Raw genomic sequence first — 20727 nt, 5'->3', positions numbered from 1 at the left:
CGGCAATCACTGAAAGACGAAGCGATGACAACAACACCCGACAAGAACGCGGTACTGAATGAATTGCAGCAGTTCGTGCAGCCGGCCGCATTGATGGCCACGCCGGCCGAAGCGGAAGCGGATCCAGCCGTGCCCGTGCAGTGGCTGCGCTTCCTCGACGAGCAGGAACACGGCCGCAGGCTCGCGCTGCTCACGGAATGGAGCGACTTCGCCGCGGAGTGGCCCAGCGTGCAGGATTTCCTGCGGACGATGCTGAAGCGCCTGTACGTGATGCGCGAACAGGACGACACACTGTCGCTGCTGTATCTCTACACCGTCGGCGGCAAGGACCTGAACTTTTTCCGCGGCCGCGCGCCGATGACCAACGTGCCGGAGCGCCTGCGTCCGATCTGGGATTGGGTGCCCGCCAAATTCCGCGATTTTTATACGCAGTTGCACGACGGCTGGACCTTCCTGCCGGCAAATTCGATGGGACCGCTGCCGGTCGAGGATTGGGCATTCCTGTCCGACGACAAGTTCGACATCGACGACGACACCGCACGCCGGCTGCCCATCGATATCTCGCGTACCGTCGCCGTGTTTCACAACGGCGCCGGCGATTACCTGTGCCTGAATTGCGTGGGCAACGGTGAAGCGACGGGAGTCATCTGGTGGCACGAAGATCCGGAGAATCCCGAGCAGGTCGATTTCTGGGGCGTGCTGGATGCCTGGGTCGGCATTTTTCTGGAAGAAGCGGACCGCCACGGTGCATGAGCGGATCGCCGCCCTGTGCAAGGAAGGCGATGCACTGGCGTCGGCCGGTCGACCCGACGACGCCAAACAGAAATACATCGCGGCGCTGAAATTGCTGCCCGGGGAGCCTGGGCACTGGGAAGCGACGACATGGATTTATGTGGCGCTGGGCGACGTGCACTTCCACGCGCAGGACTTCGACAAGGCATTCAAGTGTTTTTATAACGCGGTCCACTGTCCAAAAGGACTCGGCAACGCCTACATTCACCTGCGTCTTGGGCAGATCTACTTCGAACAGCGTCTCTTCGACAAGGCAGCCGATGAACTGACGCGTGCATACATGGGTGGCGGGATCGATCTCTTCATGGAAGACGACGCCAGATACCTGGCGTTTCTCGAGACAAGAATCTCGCTGTGAAACACCCTGTCCATTACTGCAAAAGCTGGTTCCGTGCGAAGAAAAGGACGACCGAGCTTTGGCCTGCCGAGAAGGCCGAGGCGGCGCATTTGCAGCGGCAACCCTATACGGCGCTCGTCGGCAGCGCCGAACGGCCATATTGTTTCGTGGACGTCGCCGCCAAGGTCGTTGTCGTCGGTTTTCTCGACAGCCTGCTGCGCGAATCGCTGACGTATGCATTCAAGGAAGTCGAGGCCGGGAAGCTGTTCATGACGATGGCGGTTCACCGCGAGTTCGAGGCCGATACCGACAACGTGACGGGTGGCGTGACGTACATATTCGATCGAAGCGGCACGATGCGGATCCGGCGAGAGTATTTCCGCCCGCATCGCGCGGAAACCGCAACGTCGTCGTTCGATCCAGCGCCGCTTTACGACATGAGGCCCGAATTCGGACAATACGACGATCTCATCCGCGTCGAGAGACAATGAGCGCGCGTTGAGCGACGCCAGCCCGGCGCTTTCCGGCACGCCGGGCCGCGCGCCGGCTCAGGCCTTCCCGGCCACTTTGCCCTGCGTCTTCGCACGCCGCATCAGCCCCGCCAGCGACACGCCGAGCCCGATCAGTGCGAGGCTGGACGGCTCCGGAACGGCGGCCGCCGGATCGGCGAAAGTCAGTTCCAGGTTATCGAGGTTGAGGATGTGGTTGGGATCATCCGCATGGATCGCGAATCCATAAATGTCCTGCGCACTGGTCAGCGTCACATGTCCGCGCAGGTTGACCCCGCCCGGGTTCGGGTTGGCCAGCAATGCGCTGGCGATAGTCTGGCCATTCTTGTCGTACGCGACCAGGTTCACGTCCCACGACGAAAAACTGTCGATGCCGATGGCAGTCACGGGCTTGCTCAGCAGCGCAATCGGATAGGTCGAGCTGATGAAGTGATTCGATGGATTCCCATCGTAGAAGTCGGCCTGGAGCAGCGTCCCCTGGATAAAACTCAGGCCGAGCGCGGCGTACAGCTGGTCCAGCGGTTGCAGGAAGGTGGAGGCGGTCGGCACGTCGTCGGCGGTACCCAGCACGCCGTCCGTGCCGGGGACGTGTTCGAAATCGATGAGGACAGGGCTTGCGAAAGCGGGCATGGCGGCAAGGCCGCAGGCCGACAGGAACAGCGAGCAAAACAGTTTTTTCATCGGATAGACGTTGACGTTGAGTTGAGAAGGCCCTGTGCGGGCAGGCTGGAGCGGTAGCGATACTATTCAGTACTCAAGCTCATGTCCACAGCCTGGCGCAAGCGTGCGCGCCCATCCATGACGCATACGCGTGTGCGTGAAAATGTGTGAGCCTGTAGCGCGGCCGAGGTGCTATCGTTACGCGGGGCCGATTCGAAACGACATGAACACACGACTGGAAATCACGATGAAACACCTGGTGCTGGCCACCGCCATCGGCCTGTCTTCGGTGCAGGCGCTTGCCTGCCCTCTGTCCGACTCGCTGGCGAAGCGCTATGGCATCTCGTTCTCGGGTTTCAGCACCGCAGTCCCGGAATCCGCCGCGCCCGACACCGCCCACGGCGGCTCGTTCGTCCGCGTACGCATGCCGGACGCAAGCAATGTGCTGGATGGCTTCCACCACACCATCGTCATGGACCGCAGCACGAAGAAAGCCTGGATTCTCCGCACCGGCGGCTTCGTGGGCGTCTACCAGTGGTTTGGGCCGGTCGACGTCATCGATCCTTCGCTCGACAACTGCCGGCTGGAGCCGACGGATGGCGCGAACCGGGCCGCGCGCCATGGATGACTCACTACACGTGCGCGTGACCGATGACGAGACGATCAGCATCGATGGACGCGTCATGGCAGGGAATGCCGAACTGGTCGACGCGCTCAGGTCGGCCTTGCGGGACAACCCGAACGTGGCGCTCGTGATCGAACCGGTGAAGGCCGAGTACTACGCCGGCGTCGCCAAAGTCATCTATGCGAGCCAGCGCGCCGGGGTGCCGGTCGAGAACCTGCGCTACGCCACGGGGAACGCTTGACATGCGCGAGGCCGCGCCTCCCGTCAACGATCCACCATCGCCATCGCCTTCTCGTTATAGCGCGCCCCCGCCACGCCGATCTGCGTCAACGCCCCATCCAGCCGGCGCAGGTCGTCGTCATCCAACCTGAGTTCGGCCGCGGCGAGGTTCTGCTCCAGGTACGTGCGCCGCTTGGTCCCCGGAATCGGCACGATATCGTCGCCCTGCGCCAGCAGCCACGCCAGCGCCACCTGCCCCGGCAGCGCGCCATGCCGCGCCGCGATCTCCTTCACCAGGTCGGCGATCGCGAGATTGCGGTCGAAGTTCCCGCCCTGCAGGCGTGGGTCGTTCTGGGCGCGGAAGTCGTCGGCCGGATAGTCCTCGGCGCGCTTCGCGGTGCCCGTCAGGAAGCCGCGGCCGAGGGGGCTGAACGGCACGAGGCCGATGCCCAGTTCGCGCAGCGCGGGCAGCACGTCGGCGTCGAGGTTGCGCTCCCAGATCGAGTACTCGCTCTGCAGCGCCGACACGGGCTGCACGGCGTGCGCGCGGCGGATCGTGGCGACCCCCGCTTCCGACAGCCCGAAGTGCAGCACCTTGCCTTCGCGGATCAGGTCCTTGACGGTGCCCGCCACGTCCTCGATCGGCACATTCGGGTCCACACGGTGCTGGTACAGCAGGTCGATGCGGTCCGTGCGCAGGCGCTTCAGCGAGGCCTCGACGACCTCGCGGATGTGTTCCGGGCGGCTGTCGGCGCCGGCGAAATGGCCCTTGCCGATGACGAAGCCGAACTTGGTCGCGATCTGCACCCGGTCGCGCCGGCCTTCCAGCGCGCGGCCCAGCAATTCCTCGTTCGTGAACGGGCCGTACACTTCCGCCGTGTCGAAGAAAGTGCAGCCCAGGTCGATGGCGCGGTGGATCGTCGCGATCGATTCCGCGTCGTCCGGCGTGCCGTAGGCGTGGCTCATGCCCATGCAGCCCAGGCCGATGGCGGAGACTTGCAGTCCTTGGGATCCCAGTTGTCGAGTCGTCAGCATGTTCTTCATCCTTTTTTGCAAAATGCCGCCCGCGGCGGCTTGATGACAATGTAGTCGTTGCGCCTTGCAAAGAAAACACCAATAATCGGCGGATCATTTTCCAAAAATGGAAGATAGGGGTAACTGCGCTTGGACTGGAACGATCTTAAATACTTTCTGGAAGTCGCGCGCGGCGGCAGCCTGACGCGCGCGGCGGACGTGCTGCGCGTGAGCCAGTCGACCGTCAGCCGGCGCATCGCCGAGCTGGAGGCACGTTTGTCCACGCGCCTGTTCGCCCGCCACCAGACGGGCTACCACCTGACGGACGAAGGCCGCGAACTGCTCGGGCGCGCGGAGGCGGTCGAGGACAATATGCTCGCCTTCGAACGGGGCGCGTCCGGCCTGAGTCCGGGCGTGTCGGGCCTCGTGCGCCTGGCCACGTCGGACAACCTCGCATCCGACCTCGTGATCCCCGCCCTGCCCCGTTTCGTCGCGCGCCATCCGCAGCTGCGCCTGGAGATCGTCACGACGACGGCCGCCGTGGAACTGGGCCGGCGCGACGCCGATCTCGCGCTGCGTCTCGTGCGCCCCAGCCACGGCAACCTGAAGGCGCGCCGGCTCGGTGCGATGTCGTATGGCGTGTACGGGCACCGCGACTATCTCGCGCGCCATCCGGCACCCGCCGACGATCCGCTCGCGGGCCGCGCCATGATCACGTGGGACGAAGCGCACGCGCACCTGCCGGCCGCGCAGTGGCTCGTGAAGCGCGCGCCGGAAGCGCACGTGGTGCTGGCCGTGTCCACGCTGCGCGCGCAGATCGCGGCCGCGCGCGCGGGGCTCGGCCTGGCCATCATCCCCGACTTCCTCGTCACCGATCCCGATCTCGTACGCGTGCTGGCGCCGGGCGACGTGTTCAGCGACGGCGTCTGGCTCGTGCTGCATGCCGACCTCGCCGCGTCGAGCCGGGTGCGCGCCGTCGCTGACTTCCTCGCGGAGACGGTCGACGCGGCGCGCGCCGCGCTGGCGGGCGAGGCTTAGCGGTTCTGGTAGCCGCCGTACGCCGCGACGGGGCTCCACGCCGGCGACACCGGCAGCGCCTTCGGTGCGAGCGGTGCATAGTCGCCCGCGCCGTACACGACCTTGCCGTTGACGACGGTAAGCACGCTTTCGAGGCGCTTGATGCCCTCCGCGTACATGCCGAAGTAATCCTGCGGCAGCACGACGAAGTCGGCGTACTGGCCGCGTTTCAGGGTGCCCTTCACGTTCTCCTCGCCGCTCATCCACGCGGACCCCGTCGTGATCAGCTTCAGCGCTTCGAAGCGCGACAGGCGGTCGCCGTCCTGCCAGATCTGCAGGCCGCCGGCGGTCTTGCCGGTGACGGCCCAGTACACGGACGGCCACGGGTTGTAGCTGGACACGCGCGTGCCGTCCGTGCCCAGGCCGACGGGGATGCCCTGCGCGAGCATCTTGCGGATCGGCGGCATCTGGCGCGTCTGTTCGCCGTAGCGCTTCCAGTACGATTCGCCCTGGAAGTGCATGCGGTCCTGCACGGCGATGCCGCCGCCCAGCTTCCTGATGCGCGCGAGGTCGGCGTCGGTCACGGTCTCGCCGTGGTCGATGATGAAGCGCAGGCCGTTCAGCGGCGTCTGCGCATCGACCTTCTCGATGACGTCGAGATCGCGCGCGATGCTCTCGCCGTACGTCGCGTGCAGGCGGAACGGCCAGCGGTTCTTCACGAGCAGCGACACGACGGGTTCCAGGTCGTGTTCCATCGTGGCCGGCAGGTCCGGACGCGGCTCCAGGAAGTTCTCGAAGTCGGCCGCGCTGGCGACGAGGTTTTCGCCCGCGCCTTCCGCCGAGAAGCCGTTCGGGTACAGCATGTGGTCGTTCTGCTTCGGATGCGTCATGGTGAGCCAGCGCTGGAAGTCTTCCAGTTCCTTGCCGGCCTTTTGCGCGAACAGGTAGTAGGCCGTGCGCACCGTCAGCTTGCCCTGCTTCGCCAGTTCCAGCGACACGCCGTAGTCGTCCGGGTAGTTCTGGAAACCGCCGCCCGCGTCGATGGCGCTCGTCACGCCCAGGCGGTTCAGTTCGCGGTAGAACTGCAAGGTGGAGTTGACCTGGTCGTCGTGCCCCAGCTTGTTCGTCTTCGCGAGCGTCGAATACAGGATCAGCGCGTTCGGCTTGGCGATCAGCTTGCCGGTCGGCTGGCCGTTCGCGTCCAGCTCCACTTCGCCATCCTTGTACCTGGTGTTGCGGTCGTAGCCGAGCGTGTCGATGCCCTTCTTGTTGAGGAAGCCGAGGCCGTACAGGTACAGGATGAACACGGGCTTGTCCGGCACGGCGGCGTTGATTTCTTCCAGCGTGGGCAGGCGTTTTTCCTCGAACTGCCATTCGTTCCAGCCGCCCACGACCTTCACCCACTGGCCGTCCGGCGTACGCGCGGCCTGCTCCTTCAGCATCTCCAGCGCGCGCTTCAGCGACGTCACGCCGTCCCAGCGCAGCTCCATGTTGTAATTCAGGCCCTCGCGGATCACGTGCAGGTGCGAGTCGTTCAGGCCCGGGATCACGGTGCGGCCGTGCGCGTCGATCACCTGCGTGTTCGCGCGCTTCAGTTTCAGCACCTTCGCGTTGCTGCCGGTGGCGAGCACCTTGCCGTCCTTGACAGCGATGGCCTGCACGAACTCGCCTTCTTTCGCCATCGTGGCGATCTTGCCGTTCTTGAGGATCAGGTCGGCCTGCGCGAAGGCGGCGCCGGCCGTGAGGAAGCCCGCTGCGGCCAGGGCGGCGCGCAGCGCGGGGATACGAATCGTATTCATGATGTCTTTCTTCGGTTTTTCAACGGGGGCAGGTTAGCGGATCGTCATGCGCGCCACCACTGTCTTACGACCGGGCACGCAGCCTTCGTGTTAGCATCGAACGATGGAACGACGAAGCGACTACAAGACCGCCCTCATGATCGAATCAACGATCCACGAGGCCCAGGAACAGAACCGCTCGCCCGCGCGCGCACTGGCGTCGCTGGGCGTGCCGTTCGAGATTGCGATGCGGGTGCTCACGCGCCCGGACGAGCGGCGCCATGCGGTGCCGCCGCCGCGCAGCGCGGACGCCCAGGGCTAAGCTCAGGGATAGCGGACCGGCCGGCCCGGCAGATCGGGCAAGGGAATGAATTCCGTCTCGCCCGGTACCTGCGGGAAGCGCTGGGCTTTCCAGTCTTCCTTGGCCTGCTCGATGCGGTCGGACGAACTCGACACAAAATTCCACGTCAGGTAGCGCGGGCCATCCATCGGCTCGCCGCCCAGCAGCATCACGCGTGCGCCCCGGTTCTCGGTCGCCGCCAGCGTGACCGTCGCACCCGGTTTCAGCACGAGCAGCTGGCCCTGTTCGAAGCGGCCATCGCGGCCCAGGTCGAGCGTGCCGTCGACCACGTACAGCGCCTGTTCCGGATATTCGGCCGGCAGCGTCAGGCGCGCGCCCGGCTGCAGCGCCAGGTCGACGTAGAACAGCGGCGATTGCACGGACACGGGCGAGCGCTTGCCGAAATAGCTGCCGGCGATGATGCGGGCGGTGGCGCCGTCGCCGTCGAGGATCGGCAGCTCCTGCGAGCCGACGTGCGCGAAGGCGGGATCACACTCTTCCTTGTCTTTCGGCAGCGCCACCCAGCACTGCAGGCCGAACAGGTTGGAGCCGGCGGCGCGCACGTCCGGGCCGGTGCGCTCGGAGTGGACGATGCCCTTCCCGGCCGTCATCCAGTTCACCTCACCCGGCTTGATGTCCTGCACGGTACCGAGGCTGTCACGGTGGCGGATCTGGCCGTCCAGCAGGTACGTGACGGTGGCCAGGCCGATGTGTGGATGCGGCCGCACGTCGATGCCCTCGCCCGCGTGGAAGACGTGCGGCCCCATCTGGTCGAGGAAGACGAACGGGCCCACCATGCGCCGGTCCTTGTGCGGCAGCGCGCGCCGCACTTCGAAGCCGCCGCCCAGGTCGTGCGTGCGGGGAACGACGATGGTTTCCAGGCTTTCGTGTTCGAACGCGTCCATGCTAGATAGCCTCCGTGGTGATCTGGATGGTGCCCGACAGCGTCTTGTGCACCGGGCATTTGTTGGCGATGTCGGTCAGCCGCGCCTTCGTCTCGTCGTCCAGCGCGCCGATGTATTCGATCGTGCGGTGCAGGCCATAGGCCGCGCCCTCCTGGCCATGCTTGATCGAGACCTTGATTTCGTCCAGCGGGTAGCCCTTGCGCTTGGCGTACAGGCTCACGGTGAGCGTCGTGCAGGCCGCCAGCGCTGCGGCCAGGATGTCGTGCGGTTCCGGGCCACTGTCCTCGCCGCCGAATTCCGGCTTCACGTCCGTCAGGATGCGGTGTGGGCCGATCTCGATCACCTGCTGCAGCGGCCCCGTGCCGCGATGCGTCGTCACTTCCATGGCTCGTTCTCCTCGTCTCTTTCGTTTGCGTGGATGTCCGCCACCCGTGTGCGCCAGGTCGCGGACTGATTGTACTCGTGTCAGGCAGCGCGGCTGCGCAGGACATTCACTCGTGCGGCGCTCGTCTCACGCTGGCGTTCGACGTCGAACAGGGCCAGCAGGCCGCCGAAGATCGCCACGTTCTTCAGGAAGTGGTTCAGCTGGTTCTGGAACTCGGCCGCGTCCACATGCCAGAAGCCGTGGAAGATCAGGGTGACGGGCACCGTGAACAGCGCGAGCGCCAGCGCCGCATATTTCGCCTGGATCCCGGTAACCAGCGCGAGTCCGCCGCCGACCTCGAGCAGGATCGCGCCCGCCAGCAGCAACCCGGCCGCCGGGATGCCCAGGCTGTTCATCCATCCGGCCACGTAGCCGAAGCCGATGATCTTGTTGATGCCCGATGCGAGGAACAGGGCGCCCACCAGGGCGCGGCCGACGGGATACAGTTTAGTGGTTTCCATGATCTTCTCCTTGAATATCGTTGCGTTTGACTCGTCAATGTTCACCAGGTTCAGACCGGCAGGTCGAACAGCAGCACTTCGGCATCCTTCGCGTCCGACAGCGCCACGACGGCCTCTTCGCTGACCTGGACGGCGTCGCCGGCTTCCAGGGCGCAGCCGTTCACGGTCAGGCTGCCCCGCGCCACTTGCACGTAGGCCTGGCGGCCCGGCAGCAGCGCATGGTCGGCGCGCTCGCCGCCGTCGAGGATCGTCGCGTAGATGGCGGCGTCCTGGCGCAGCGAGACGGAACCGTCACGGCCGTCGTTCGACGCGATCAGGCGCAGCGTGCCGCGTTTGCTGTCGGTGTCGAAGTGCTTCTCTTCGTAGCCCGGCTCGCCGCCCGCCTCGGCCGGGATCACCCAGATCTGCAGGAAGTGCGCCGGTTCGGTCGCCGAGTGGTTGTACTCGCTGTGGGTGACGCCCGTGCCGGCGCTCATGCGCTGCACGTCGCCGTAGCGCAGGACCGAACCGTTGCCCATGCTGTCCTTGTGCTCCAGCGCACCGTCCAGCACGTAGGAAATGATCTCCATGTTCTTGTGGCTGTGCGGATCGAAGCCGCGGCCCGCGGCCACGCGGTCTTCGTTGATCACCCGCAGCGGGCCGACATTCATGTGCGCCGGGTCGTGGTAGTGACCGAACGAGAAGGTGTGCTGCGAGCGCAGCCAACCGAAACTGGCGACACCGCGGTCCGAGCTTTTACGTACTTTCAGCATGATGTTCTCCTTGTGATTGTAAAGTTCCGTGTTCGAACTCTTCGAACACACTGCGCTTCCTTGTCGACTCGCTGCCGTCGAAAGCGCGTTGCCATGGAAAGCATTATGGGCGGTGCCGGGCAAGAAGAAAAACGAGTTGTTTTATGGTCTATGATCGATTTTTTCGATAGTCACCCGCAATGCGGGACGCTACACTGTGTCGCAAGGGATAAACAGGAGACACAGATGCAAGCCAGCTACGTCCACGGAGCGCATTCGCTCCCCCTCATCGGCGACACGGTCGGGGTCCACCTCGACCGCATCGCCGAGCGCTATCCCGACCGCGATGCGCTCGTCATCCCGCACCAGTGCGTGCGCTGGAGCTGGCGCCAGCTGCGCGAACGCGCGGACCGGCTCGCGGCCGGTCTGCTGGGCCTCGGCCTGGACCCCGGCGACCGCATCGGCATCTGGTCGCAGAACCGCGCGGAATGGGTGCTCACGCAGTTCGCCACCGCCAAGGCCGGCCTCGTCATGGTCAACATCAATCCGGCCTACCGCCGCGCCGAGCTGGAATACGCGCTGGCCAAGGTCGGCTGCCGCGCGCTGATCCTCGCCCCCGGCTTCAAGTCGAGCGACTACCTCGGCATGCTGCGCGACCTCGTGCCCGAACTCGATGGCGCCGCACCCGGCGAACTGCGCAGCGCGAAGCTGCCCGAGCTGCGCCACGTGATCCGGCTCGGTCACGAATCGACACCGGGCATGCTGGACTTCGACACCGTGGCGCAATGCGCGACCCCGGCCGACATGGCGCGCCTGCACGACGTGGCGCGCACCCTGCAGTTCGACGATCCGGTCAACATCCAGTTCACGTCCGGCACGACGGGCGCGCCGAAGGGCGCCACGCTCACGCACCACAACATCCTGAACAACGGCTTCTTCATCGGCGAGGCGATGCGCCTGACGGAACGCGACCGCCTGTGCATCCCCGTCCCGCTGTACCACTGCTTCGGCATGGTGCTGGGGAACCTCGCGTGCATGACGCACGGCGCCGCGATGGTCTATCCCGGCGAAGGTTTCGATGCAGGCGCGGTGCTGGCGACCGTGCAGGCCGAGCGCTGCACGGCGCTGCACGGGGTGCCGACGATGTTCATCGCGTTGCTGGACCATCCCGAGTTCGCATCGTTCGACCTGGGCAGCCTGCGCACGGGGATCATGGCCGGCTCGCCCTGCCCGATGGAAGTCATGCAGCGCGTGATCCGGCAGATGCACATGGACGAGATCACGATCGCCTACGGCATGACGGAGACGTCGCCCGTCAGCTTCCAGACGTCGGTCGACGACCCGCTCGCGTGCCGCGTCGGCACGGTCGGGCGGATCCACCCGCACCTGGAAGTCAAGATCGTCGACGCGGACGGCCGCGTGGTCCCGCGCGGGGACACCGGCGAGCTGCTCACGCGCGGCTACTCGGTGATGCTCGGCTACTGGGGCGACGACGAACGCACGCGCGAAGCGATCGATGCGGCCGGCTGGATGCACACGGGCGACCTCGCCACGCTGGACGCGGACGGCTATTGCCGCATCGTGGGCCGCGCCAAGGACATGGTGATCCGCGGCGGCGAGAACATCTACCCGCGCGAGGTCGAGGAGTTTTTATACCGCCACCCGAAGGTGCTGGACGTGCAGTGCGTGGGCGTGCCCGATCCGAAATACGGCGAGGAGCTGTGCGCGTGTATCGTGCTGCGGCCGGGCGAGCACGCGGATGCGGACGAGATCCGGGCCTTTTGCCAGGGGCAGATCGCGCACTACAAGATCCCGCGCTATATCCGGTTCGTGGACGGGTTTCCGATGACGGTGACCGGCAAGATCCAGAAGTTCATGCTGCGCAAGGAAGCAGCCGATGAATTGGGCCTGCACACTTAGCACGTCGTCCCCGCGCAGGCGGGAACCCAAGTTTGCACGCGCTGCGTTGCCGCTCGCAAAATCAGGCCCCCGCCTCCGCGGGGGCGACAGCTCTTACTCCTCAGGAAGTCATTCATGAAGTGTCTCGTCGTGATCGCCCACCCCGTCCATGACAGCTTGTGCCGCGCGCTGGCGCAGCACGCCATCTCCACCCTCACCGCCCATGGCCACGACGTGGTCGTCGACGACCTGTACGGCGCCGGCTTCGCGCCCGCATTGACGGCGACGGAACGCGCGAGCTACTACGCGCCCGTGTTCGACACGAACGCCGCCGCAACGCACATCGCGCGCCTGCAGGCCGCCGAGGCCCTCGTGCTCGTGTTCCCGACCTGGTGGTTCGGTTTCCCGGCCATGTTGAAAGGCTGGTTCGACCGCGTGTGGGCGCCGGGCGTCGCCTACGACCACGCCGGCGACCTGGGGCCGATCCGGCCGCGCCTGGACAAGCTGCGCCATGCGCTCGCGATCACGTCGCTCGGCTCGCCGTGGTGGGTCGACCGCTTCGTCCTGCGCCAGCCCGTGAAACGCGTGCTGAAGACGGCGCTGCTGGGCACGTGCGCGCCGCAGTGCCGGTTCGGGATGCTGTCGCTGTACCGGGCCGAGTCGCTCGCGCCGGATCAGGTGCACGCGTTCCGCGCCCGGATCGGAAGGACGTTGTCGAAGTGGGCGCGCGCCTGATACGATGCGCCCTTCGCCCTCGATTGCCCGCACATGCTCAGACTCAGCCTGGACGCCCTCCTCACCGTCGACACCATCGCCCGCCGCGGCAGCTTCTCGGCCGCCGCGAAGGAACTGTATCGCGTGCCGTCGACGATCTCGTACACCGTCTCCAAGCTGGAGGACGACCTGGGCGTGCAGCTGTTCGAACGCTTCGGCCCGCGCGTCGTCCTCACGCCGGCCGGCGAAGAGCTGCTGAAGGAAGGCCGCTACCTGCTCAAGGCCGCGGGCGATCTGGAGAGCCGCGTGCGCCGCGTGGCCTCCGGCTGGGAGACCGAATTCACCGTCGGCATGGACTCCGCCCTCGCCCCGCTCGGCCTGCAGGACGACATCCGCGCCTTCTATGAAGTGGCCGACCAGACCCGGCTGCGCATCGTGCGCGAAGCCTTGTCCGGCACGTGGGAAAGCCTGCTCGACCGCCGCGTCGACCTGCTCGTGGGCGCGGCCGGCGAAGGGCCGTCCGGCGGCGGCTACACGGCCGAACCGCTCGGGACGATGTCGTTCGTGTTCGTCGTCGCGCCGTCCCACCCGCTGGCCAGGGTCCGGCATCGGCTGGGCAAGGCGGAGCTGACGGCGCACCGCGCGGTGTCCGTCGCCGACTCCGTCCGGCTGCTGCAGGCGCGCACGGTAGGCCTGCTGTTCGGCCAGGACACCCTGACCGTGCCCGACATGCAGACGAAGTACGAATTCCAGCTGGCGGGCCTCGGCTTCGGCTTCCTGCCCGAGGCCTGGGCCCGCGCCGACATCGCGGCCGGCCGCCTCGTGCAGAAGGACGTCGAGGAACCGAAGCCGGACGAGACGCTGTACATGGCGTGGCGCACGGGCGAGGAAGGCGCCGCGCTGAAGTGGTGGCGCGAGCGCATGCGGACGTCGTCGCCGGTAGAGCGCATGCTGGCCCTCAACTGCCCGGTCGAGAAGGCAACACCCGATACCGCCGGGTAAGCAAAACCTATACGTTCGTATGACTAGACCGCCCGCGCGCCGCTCCCGACAATGTCCGGGTCCGGATGCGGCGGCGCGCGCTGTCCCTTCCGGCTTCCAGCCACCAACCTGAAGGGACACGCCATGACCATCACCCGCACCGCCAATACCATCACGACCCGCGACGGGACCATCATCCACTTCACGGACTGGGGCCACGGTCCCGCCGTCGTGTTCAGCCACGGCTGGCCGCTGCAGGGCGACGCCTGGGAAGACCAGATGATGTTCCTGGCGAACCACGGCTACCGCGTCATCGCCCACGACCGCCGCGGCCACGGCCTGTCGAGCAAGCCCTGGCACGGCAACCACATGAACGACTACGCGGACGACCTGGCGCAGCTGGTCGAAGCGCTGGACCTGACCGACGTGACGCACGTCGGCCACTCGACCGGCGGCGGCGAAGTCGCGCGCTACATCGGCCGCCACGGCACCGGCCGCGTCAAGCGCGCCGTGCTGGTGGGCGCCGTGACGCCGCAGATGGCCAAGTCGGACGCGAACCCGAACGGCGTGCCGATGTCCGTGTTCGACGGCATCCGCGCCGGCGTGCAGGCCGACCGCGCCCAGTTCTTCAAGGACCTGAGCATCCCGTTCTACGGCTTCAACCGCGAAGGCGCCAAGGATTCGCAGGGCGCGCGCGACACGTTCTGGCTGCAGGGCATGCAGTGCAGCGTGCGCGCCGCGTATGAATGCATCAAGCAGTTCTCGGAAACGGACTTCACGGAAGACCTCGAGAAGATGACGATCCCGACCCTCGTCATCCACGGCAGCGACGACCAGATCGTCCCGATCGACACCACCGCGCGCCGCGCCGTCGAGATCCTGCCGCAGGGCCGCCTGGTCGTCTACGAAGGCGGCCCGCACGGCCTGGCCTTCACCCACAAGGACCGCCTGAACGCCGACCTGCTCGCGTTCCTGCGCTCCTGATGCAATCACGCCGGCAGCGCCGCGTCCGCGCAGGGCGCGGGCGCCGGCGCGTCGCTGGCGCCGAACAACCCCATCATCGCGACGGCCGGCGCCGCCGTATGCACTTCCAGCACGATACACAGGCCGCCCATCAGGAGGCCCAGCATCGCGAACGTCAGGTAGTAACGCATCATCGCCTCCTCAAGCCGCCACATCGATCATGAAATCATGGTAGGCGCATATTCGCGCACGGGACAGTATCCTTTGGTATGAGTACCGAAAAACACACACGCCGAGGATAAGATGGACCGCTTCGCCGAACTGAAAGCCTTTTGCACCGTCGCCGCCACCGGCGGCTTCTCGCCCGCCGCGCGCCGGCTCGGCCTCGTCACGTCGTCCGTCGCCCGCCTCGTCGACGCCCTCGAAGGCCGCCTCGGCGCCGTGCTGCTCAACCGTTCCACGCGCAGCGTCACCTTGACGGACGCGGGCCGCACGTACTACGAGGAAGCCCTGCGCATCCTGGAACGCCTGGACGCGGCCGACGAAGCGGCGGCGGACGGCGCGGCCGGCGTGCTGCGCGTGGCGGCCCCCGTCACCTTCAGCACCCTGTACGTCGCACCGATCCTGCCCGCGCTGCGCGCGCGCCACCCGCGCCTGACGCTCGACCTGCGCCTGGACGACGCGCCCGCCAACCTCGTCGACGAAGCGATCGACGTGGCCATCCGCATCGGCAGCCTCGATCCGCAATCGAACCTCGTCGCCCGCAAGCTCGCCGCCCACGACCGCGTGCTGTGCGCGAGCCCGGCCTACCTGGCCGCGCATGGCGCACCGGAGACGCCGATCGCCCTCGCGGCGCACGACTGCCTGCAGTTCGCGTTCGGCGCGGGCCGCCGCACATGGCGCCTGCAGGCCGACGATTCGAACGCCGACGCGGAAGACGTCGAGGTGCGCGGCGTCGTTCACGCGAATAATTCGGAAGTACTGCGCCAGGCTGCGCTGGGCGGCCTCGGCATCGCCATGCTCGCGCGCTGGCTCGTGCAGCGCGACCTGCGCGCAGGCACGCTCGTACAGGTGCTGCCCGGCTACCGCGTCAATCCGGGCCCGATGGACGTCGGGCTGTACGCGCTGTATCCCGCGAGCCGGCGCAACTCGACGAAGATCCGTGCCTTCGTCGACCTGCTGGCCGAACATCTCGCGGCGCAGGACCTGGGCGACCACCCTAGCGCACCGCCAGCGTAGGCAGCCGCGGCACGATCTCGCGCCCCAGTTCCTCGACCTGCTCCTCGACGGGCCGCGGTCCCTGCAGGTTGACGAGCATGTGCGCCACGCCCAGCGCCGCCATCCGCTCGAAATAGCCCAGCAGCGCGCGGCGGCCGGCGCGCAGGCCCAGTTCCAGCGCTTCCGCGGGCGCGTCCGGGTCGGCCAGCAGTTCCAGTTGCAGCGACTGCACGAACGGTTTCGCCACGCTGCCGGCGCGCTCTTCCAGCGCCCGCTGCCACAGCGCGATGCGGCCCTGCTGGCGCGCTTCCTCGCGGTGGTACGTGGCCCAGCCGTCCGCGTGCGCCGCGATCCATTGCAGCGACTGGCGCGCGGTGCCCACCGCGAGCAGCGGGATGCGCGCGGTGGGCAGCGGTGTCGGCGCGTAGCCGCCCGTGTCCTCGAGCAGGTCCGCACGCACCCGCGCATCCGTCGACAGCGCGGCGGCGAGCGTCTGCCAGCGCTCGCGGAACAGGACTTCCGGCGCGCTGTCGACACCGAACGGCGCCAGTTCCTCCGGCCGGTCGCCCGAGCCGAGGCCGAGGATGAAGCGGCCGCCGCTCAGCCGGTCCAGCGACCACGCGGACTTGGCCACGTGCAGCGGATGGCGCAGCGGCAGCACCGCGGCGGCTGTGCCCAATGCGGCGGACGCCGTCGCGCCTGCCAGCAGCGTCAGCCAGATGAACGGATCGTCCAGCACCGCGGCTTCCCGCGTGCTGCCCTGCGGGACGATCAGCGGCACGTCGCGGGTCCACAGCGCGGCGATGCCGAGCGCATCGGCACGGGCGGCAAGCGCCGTCTCGCGCGCGATGTCGGCCGGCGCGCCGGACGCGCGTGCGAGAGGCGTCATCAGGCCCAGCGTGAGGTGGCGCGCGCCCAGCACGCGGTGCCAGGCGTGGTTGTAAGCGGTATCGGTCATGGATATCTCCTGCGAACGCCCAGCATACCGCGTCGGCGGCGCGCGCGCCGGCGCCTGCCGCGCAAGACACTCTTGCGCCAAAAGCATCAATCGACCGGGCGGTCCGGCGCTACAGTGACGGCCTGCCGCTAGCCCTTCGCGTATCCCTTTGTATAACTAGACGATGGGGCGGCAGGAATCGACAATCGCCGCAACTGAATCAAGGAACCCACGATGAGACTGCGCACCCTCGCCGCCGCCGGCACGGCCTTCGTGGCCGTCGTTCTGGGCGGCCTGTATGCCTGGACCCGCCCGGAAGCCATCGCGCCCGCCGCCGCTCCTCCGCCACCACTCTCTCCCGCCGTCCTCGCGGCCGGCGCGCGCGTCGTGGCGCTGGGCGACTGCATGGTCTGCCATACCGCACCCGATGGTCCCGCCTATGCCGGCGGCCTCGGTTTGAAGACGCCGTTCGGCATCATCTACAGCACCAACATCACGCCCGATCCCGAGACGGGCATCGGCCGCTGGACCAGCGCCGCGTTCAAGCGCGCCCTGCGCGAAGGCGTGGCGCGCGACGGCCACCTGCTGTATCCCGCCTTCCCCTACATCCATTACACGAGGATGTCCGACGAGGATATCGAACTGGCCTACGCCTGGCTGATGTCGCGCCCGCCGGTGCGCGTCAAACAGCCGGACAACGACCTCGCGTTCCCGCTGAATTTCCGGCCCCTGCTCGCGTTCTGGAATGCCTTGTATCTGCGTCCCGGCGACGGTGCCGCGCCCGGCACGGGCCAGGTCGAGCGGGGCCGTTACCTCGTCGATACGCTCGGCCATTGCGCGTCCTGCCACAGCGGCATGAATGTGCTGGGCGGGGAGCGCAGTCCCGCGTTCCAGGGCGGCACCGTCGACGGCTGGCATGCGCCCGCGCTCACTCGCCTCGCGCAAGGCAGCGCGCCGTGGACGCGCGCCGAACTCGCCGATTATCTGCAGGGCGGCCTGGCGCTCGCACACGGAGCCGCGAAGGGGCCGATGCGGCCCGTGACCGAGCGCCTCGCCGGCGTTCCGCGCGCGGACGTCGAGGCGATGGCCGCCTACCTGATGACGATCCAGCAGCCTGCCGCCGCGGCGGCCGTCCCCGCCGCGGCACAAACCGGGACGTCGGGCGCCGCCCTGTTCGCGGCCGCCTGCGCCGGCTGCCACACGCCGGCCGCACCGATGATGCGCCTGGGCGGACGGCCGGGTCTCGACCGCAGCAGCGCCGTGCTGGGCGACGATCCATCCAATTTCATCCAGACCGTGCTGCACGGGATCCCGTGGGAACGCCCCGCGCCCGGTGGCGCGGCTGCCGCCTACATGCCGCCGTTCGCCGACGTGCTGTCCGACGCCCAGGTCGCCGAGCTGGCCGCGTGGGTCCGCACCGGCGCCGGCCGTCCCGCCTGGCCCGGCGTGGCCGCCGCCAGCGCGAAGCTGCGCAAGGAGATGCAACCATGACCAAGATCGAAGTCAACGGCCGCGCGCACGAGCTGCGCGCGGATCCCGCCACGCCGCTGCTGTACGTGCTGCGCAATGAATTGAACCTGAACGGCGCCAAGTTCGGCTGCGGCATGGGCCAGTGCGGCGCCTGCACCGTCCAGCTGGACGGCAAGCCCGTGTTTTCCTGCGTGACGCCGCTGGCCGCCTGTGCGGGGCGCAAGGTACGCACCGTGGAGGGGCTCGGCAGCGCCGCCCGGCCCGGCAAGCTGCAGGCAGCGTTCATCGAGCACCAGGCCGCGCAGTGCGGCTACTGCATCGCCGGCATGATCGTGCGGGCGCAGGCCTTGCTCGACAAGGTGCCGCATCCGACCGACGAGCAAATCCGCCGCCACATGGAACCGAACCTGTGCCGCTGCGGCACCCACCACCGCATCCTTGCGGCCATCCGCGCCGCGGCGGGAGAACCCGCATGAATGAAGTCAATCAAGGCCGCCGCGCCTTCCTCGAAGGGGGCGCCCTCGTCCTCGCCTTCGCGCTGCTGCCCCGTGCCGCGCGCGCCGAATTCAATGGGATGGGCGTGCCGCCGGTCGCCAATGCCAAACTGGCCGGCAGCCTGCAGCGCACGCCGTTCCTGGACGCGTGGATCCGCGTGGCGCCTGACGGCAAGGTGACGGTCTTCAGCGGCAAGGTCGAACTGGGCACCGGCGTGCGCACGGCGCTCGCGCAGGTCGCGCTCGAACAGCTGGAACTGCAGCCGGGCGACATCGAGTTCGTGCAGGGCGACACGGCGCGCACGCCGAACGAAGGGTTCACGGCCGGCAGCCACACGATGGCCGACAGCGGCAGCGCACTGCTGCATGCGTCGAGCCAGGTGGCGGCACTGCTGCGCCAGGGCGCGGCGGCGCAATGGCGCGTGGGGCCGGAGACGGTCTTCCTGCGCGCCGGCCGCGCCGTCGGCCCCGACGGCCGCAGCATGCACTACGGCGAGGCGTTGCGCGGTCTCGACGCGGCCGGGTTGCACCGCGCGGCCAGCGAGACGTCGCCATTGCGGCCGCCCGCGCGCTACCGCCTGATCGGCAAGCCGCTCGCCCGCTTCGACATCCCGGCGAAAGTCACGGGCGGCGTGGCCTATGTGCAGGACATGCGCCTGCCCGGCATGCTGCACGCCCGCGTCGTGCGGCCGCCGCGTCCGGGCGCGAAGCTCGTGCGCGCCGACCTCGATGGCGTCCGGCGCCTGCCGGGCGTGCGCCACGTCGTGCGCGACGGCGACTACCTGGCCGTGCTGGCGGACGGCGAATGGCGCGCCGTGCAGGCGATGAACGCGCTGGCCGCGAACGCGCAGTGGCAGGGCGGCGCGCCGCTGCCGCAGGCGGACGCCATCCACGCGACCCTGCAGGGACTGCCCGCGCAGAGCATCACGATCCTCGACCGCGGCAAGGTGAACTCGCCGGCGGCCGGCCCCGGCGTCTCCGCCCGCTACACGAAGCAGTACGTGATGCACGGCTCGATCGGGCCATCGTGCGCCGTCGCCCGGCTGGACGGCGACATGCTGACCGTTTGGACGCACACGCAGGGCGTGTATCCCCTCCGGGCCGCGCTGGCGGAGCTGACCGGCATGCCGCTCGATAAAGTCCGCTGCATCCACACGGAGGGGTCGGGCTGCTATGGCCAGAACGGCGCCGACGACGTGGCGGCCGATGCCGCGCTGCTCGCGCGCGCCGTGCCCGGCGCGCCCGTGCGCGTGCAGCTGATGCGCGACCAGGAAAACCTGTGGGAGCCGTACGCCCCCGCGATGGTGACGACCGTGCGCGCGGCGCTCGACGGCCAGGGCCGCATCTCGCACTGGGATTACGCGCTGTGGAGCGGTTCGCACAACGAACGGCCCGGGAATGCGGGCAAGCTGGTCCCCGCGTGGCTGCTGGCGCAGCCGATCGCGCCGTCGCCGTCGCAGCCGATGCCGATGCCCGAAGGCGGCGGCGACCGCAATGCCCTGCCGCTGTACGCCATCCCGAACGCCCGCGTCGTGAACCATTTTCTGCCGGTGACGCCGCTGCGCAGCTCCGCCATGCGCTCGCTCGGGGCGCACATCAACATCACGGCGATCGAAGGGACGATGGACCAGCTGGCGCAGCTGGCGGGCGTCGACCCCGTGCGCCTGCGCCTCGACCACCTGGGGAGCGAGCCGCGCGCCCGCGCCGTCATCGAAAAGGCGGCCGCGCGCTTCGGCTGGGGCAAGTCAAAGCCGGCGCCGGGGCACGGCTACGGCTTCGGCTTCGGCCAGTACAAGAACATCATGGCCTACGTCGCGATCGCCCTGGAACTGGCCGTCGACAAGGACAAGAACACCGTGCGCATCGTCCGCGTGGCGTGCGCCGCCGACTGCGGCCAGGTCGTGAATCCGGACGGCGCGCGCAACCAGCTCGAAGGCGGCATCATCCAGTCCGCGAGCTGGACCCTGCACGAACAGCTGCGCTACGGCCCGGACGGCATCGCCAGCATGGACTGGAGCACGTACCCGATCCTGCGCTTTTCCGGAGTGCCGGAGCGGATCGACGTCGACCTGCTGGACCAGCCCGGCCTACCCTTCCTGGGTGTGGCGGAAGCCGCTCAGGGCCCGATGGCGGCCGCGCTCGCGAACGGCCTGGCCAACGCGACCGGCGCGCGCCGCCACGACCTGCCGCTGCTCGGGCGGCCCTTCCCCGCCTGAGGCCGAGATGCTCGCCATGCATT

At 68.0% G+C, this 20727-nt stretch carries 24 protein-coding genes; 15 read left to right on the top strand and 9 right to left on the bottom strand.

Features of this window, described 5'->3' with window-relative positions; translation table 11 throughout:
• The first annotated feature begins 24 nt into the window (after nt 1-24).
• From ASD28_RS18375 to ASD28_RS18365, 3 genes are read left to right on the top strand one after another with little or no spacing between them, the layout of a single operon-like run.
• A complete protein-coding gene (locus ASD28_RS18375; RefSeq protein ID WP_156403801.1) occupies nt 25-753 on the top strand; it encodes an SMI1/KNR4 family protein in 729 nt (242 codons plus the stop codon).
• Nucleotides 746-1150: a tetratricopeptide repeat protein gene (locus ASD28_RS18370; protein ID WP_229412140.1), complete on the top strand. Its 405-nt coding sequence runs from the start codon at nt 746-748 to the stop codon at nt 1148-1150. Before ASD28_RS18375 ends, ASD28_RS18370 begins: the two co-directional genes overlap by 8 nt.
• The gene (locus ASD28_RS18365; RefSeq protein WP_156403802.1) at nt 1147-1620 is read left to right on the top strand and encodes a lytic transglycosylase; all 474 of its coding nucleotides are present in this window, start codon (nt 1147-1149) and stop codon (nt 1618-1620) included. The genes ASD28_RS18370 and ASD28_RS18365 overlap by 4 nt, the downstream gene beginning before the upstream one ends.
• A gap of 57 nt (nt 1621-1677) precedes the next feature.
• Here the strand turns inward: ASD28_RS18365 and ASD28_RS18360 are convergent, their stop codons facing one another.
• Nucleotides 1678-2319 (bottom strand): PEP-CTERM sorting domain-containing protein, encoded by a 642-nt coding sequence (locus ASD28_RS18360; protein ID WP_056131238.1) that lies wholly within the window; start codon nt 2317-2319, stop codon nt 1678-1680.
• 202 nt (nt 2320-2521) lie between these two features.
• Between ASD28_RS18360 and ASD28_RS18355 the strand changes: the two genes are divergently transcribed.
• Both ASD28_RS18355 and ASD28_RS18350 read left to right on the top strand, forming a co-directional pair.
• Nucleotides 2522-2926, top strand: coding sequence for a hypothetical protein (locus ASD28_RS18355; RefSeq protein WP_056328980.1), 405 nt, complete (start codon nt 2522-2524; stop codon nt 2924-2926).
• Nucleotides 2919-3164, top strand: coding sequence for a hypothetical protein (locus ASD28_RS18350; RefSeq protein ID WP_156403803.1), 246 nt, complete (start codon nt 2919-2921; stop codon nt 3162-3164). Before ASD28_RS18355 ends, ASD28_RS18350 begins: the two co-directional genes overlap by 8 nt.
• 23 nt (nt 3165-3187) lie before the next feature.
• Here the strand turns inward: ASD28_RS18350 and ASD28_RS18345 are convergent, their stop codons facing one another.
• Entirely contained in the window at nt 3188-4177 is a 990-nt protein-coding gene (locus ASD28_RS18345) for an aldo/keto reductase (protein WP_056132445.1), read from the bottom strand.
• Between the two features lie 129 nt (nt 4178-4306).
• Here ASD28_RS18345 and ASD28_RS18340 point away from each other — a divergent pair, with 129 nt between their 5' ends.
• The gene (locus ASD28_RS18340) at nt 4307-5194 is read left to right on the top strand and encodes a LysR family transcriptional regulator (protein ID WP_056131229.1); all 888 of its coding nucleotides are present in this window, start codon (nt 4307-4309) and stop codon (nt 5192-5194) included.
• Here the strand turns inward: ASD28_RS18340 and ASD28_RS18335 are convergent.
• The gene (locus tag ASD28_RS18335) at nt 5191-6972 is read right to left on the bottom strand and encodes an amidohydrolase (protein WP_056131225.1); all 1782 of its coding nucleotides are present in this window, start codon (nt 6970-6972) and stop codon (nt 5191-5193) included. The two genes, ASD28_RS18340 and ASD28_RS18335, sit on opposite strands and share 4 nt — an antisense overlap.
• Before the next feature lie 103 nt (nt 6973-7075).
• Between ASD28_RS18335 and ASD28_RS18330 the strand changes: the two genes are divergently transcribed.
• On the top strand, nt 7076-7273 hold the full coding sequence (locus ASD28_RS18330) for a hypothetical protein (RefSeq protein ID WP_056131219.1): 198 nt from the start codon (nt 7076-7078) through the stop codon (nt 7271-7273).
• Between the two features lie 2 nt (nt 7274-7275).
• On the opposite strand, the gene ASD28_RS18325 is transcribed toward ASD28_RS18330, so the two are convergent.
• The 4 genes from ASD28_RS18325 to ASD28_RS18310 all read right to left on the bottom strand — a co-directional run bounded on the left by ASD28_RS18325 (nt 7276) and on the right by ASD28_RS18310 (nt 9833).
• Nucleotides 7276-8196, bottom strand: coding sequence for a pirin family protein (locus tag ASD28_RS18325; RefSeq protein ID WP_056131215.1), 921 nt, complete (start codon nt 8194-8196; stop codon nt 7276-7278).
• Nucleotide 8197: 1 nt separating this feature from the next.
• Nucleotides 8198-8581, bottom strand: coding sequence for an OsmC family protein (locus ASD28_RS18320; protein ID WP_056131212.1), 384 nt, complete (start codon nt 8579-8581; stop codon nt 8198-8200).
• An 80-nt stretch (nt 8582-8661) separates the two neighbouring features.
• Complete coding sequence (locus tag ASD28_RS18315; protein WP_056131209.1) at nt 8662-9081, bottom strand: DoxX family protein; 420 nt, start codon at nt 9079-9081, stop codon at nt 8662-8664.
• Between the two features lie 50 nt (nt 9082-9131).
• Nucleotides 9132-9833, bottom strand: a complete 702-nt coding sequence (locus ASD28_RS18310; protein ID WP_056132441.1) for a pirin family protein — start codon at nt 9831-9833, stop codon at nt 9132-9134.
• Between the two features lie 225 nt (nt 9834-10058).
• Between ASD28_RS18310 and ASD28_RS18305 the strand changes: the two genes are divergently transcribed.
• The 4 genes from ASD28_RS18305 (at nt 10059) to ASD28_RS18290 (ending at nt 14390) form a co-directional block, all read left to right on the top strand.
• On the top strand, nt 10059-11732 hold the full coding sequence (locus ASD28_RS18305; protein ID WP_056131205.1) for an AMP-binding protein: 1674 nt from the start codon (nt 10059-10061) through the stop codon (nt 11730-11732).
• A 114-nt stretch (nt 11733-11846) separates the two neighbouring features.
• The gene (locus ASD28_RS18300) at nt 11847-12446 is read left to right on the top strand and encodes an NAD(P)H-dependent oxidoreductase (protein WP_056131203.1); all 600 of its coding nucleotides are present in this window, start codon (nt 11847-11849) and stop codon (nt 12444-12446) included.
• A gap of 33 nt (nt 12447-12479) precedes the next feature.
• The gene (locus ASD28_RS18295; protein WP_056131198.1) at nt 12480-13427 is read left to right on the top strand and encodes a LysR substrate-binding domain-containing protein; all 948 of its coding nucleotides are present in this window, start codon (nt 12480-12482) and stop codon (nt 13425-13427) included.
• 123 nt (nt 13428-13550) lie between these two features.
• Nucleotides 13551-14390 (top strand): alpha/beta fold hydrolase, encoded by an 840-nt coding sequence (locus ASD28_RS18290; protein WP_056131196.1) that lies wholly within the window; start codon nt 13551-13553, stop codon nt 14388-14390.
• Nucleotides 14391-14395: 5 nt separating this feature from the next.
• Here ASD28_RS18290 and ASD28_RS31915 read toward each other — a convergent pair whose 3' ends face one another.
• The gene (locus ASD28_RS31915; protein ID WP_162252945.1) at nt 14396-14560 is read right to left on the bottom strand and encodes a hypothetical protein; all 165 of its coding nucleotides are present in this window, start codon (nt 14558-14560) and stop codon (nt 14396-14398) included.
• Between the two features lie 112 nt (nt 14561-14672).
• Between ASD28_RS31915 and ASD28_RS18285 the strand changes: the two genes are divergently transcribed.
• On the top strand, nt 14673-15608 hold the full coding sequence (locus ASD28_RS18285; RefSeq protein WP_056131193.1) for a LysR family transcriptional regulator: 936 nt from the start codon (nt 14673-14675) through the stop codon (nt 15606-15608).
• Here ASD28_RS18285 and ASD28_RS18280 read toward each other — a convergent pair.
• Complete coding sequence (locus ASD28_RS18280) at nt 15589-16545, bottom strand: TIGR03571 family LLM class oxidoreductase (RefSeq protein WP_056131189.1); 957 nt, start codon at nt 16543-16545, stop codon at nt 15589-15591. The genes ASD28_RS18285 and ASD28_RS18280 overlap by 20 nt on opposite strands.
• Before the next feature lie 213 nt (nt 16546-16758).
• On the opposite strand from ASD28_RS18280, the gene ASD28_RS18275 reads away from it, so the two are divergent.
• Genes ASD28_RS18275 through ASD28_RS18265 form a run of 3 tightly spaced genes read left to right on the top strand, consistent with a single transcriptional unit; the run spans nt 16759 to nt 20704 of the window.
• On the top strand, nt 16759-18015 hold the full coding sequence (locus ASD28_RS18275; RefSeq protein ID WP_056131188.1) for a cytochrome c: 1257 nt from the start codon (nt 16759-16761) through the stop codon (nt 18013-18015).
• Nucleotides 18012-18470, top strand: a complete 459-nt coding sequence (locus ASD28_RS18270; protein ID WP_056131184.1) for a (2Fe-2S)-binding protein — start codon at nt 18012-18014, stop codon at nt 18468-18470. Before ASD28_RS18275 ends, ASD28_RS18270 begins: the two co-directional genes overlap by 4 nt.
• Nucleotides 18467-20704: a molybdopterin cofactor-binding domain-containing protein gene (locus tag ASD28_RS18265; RefSeq protein ID WP_056131182.1), complete on the top strand. Its 2238-nt coding sequence runs from the start codon at nt 18467-18469 to the stop codon at nt 20702-20704. The genes ASD28_RS18270 and ASD28_RS18265 overlap by 4 nt, the downstream gene beginning before the upstream one ends.
• Nucleotides 20705-20727: the final 23 nt, after the last annotated feature.

It is taken from the genome of Massilia sp. Root133, from assembly GCF_001426525.1.
GTDB lineage: Bacteria > Pseudomonadota > Gammaproteobacteria > Burkholderiales > Burkholderiaceae_D > Telluria > Telluria orientalis.
Note: the sequence above shows the minus strand (reverse complement) of the source record. Positions and strands in the feature narration are given on the sequence as shown.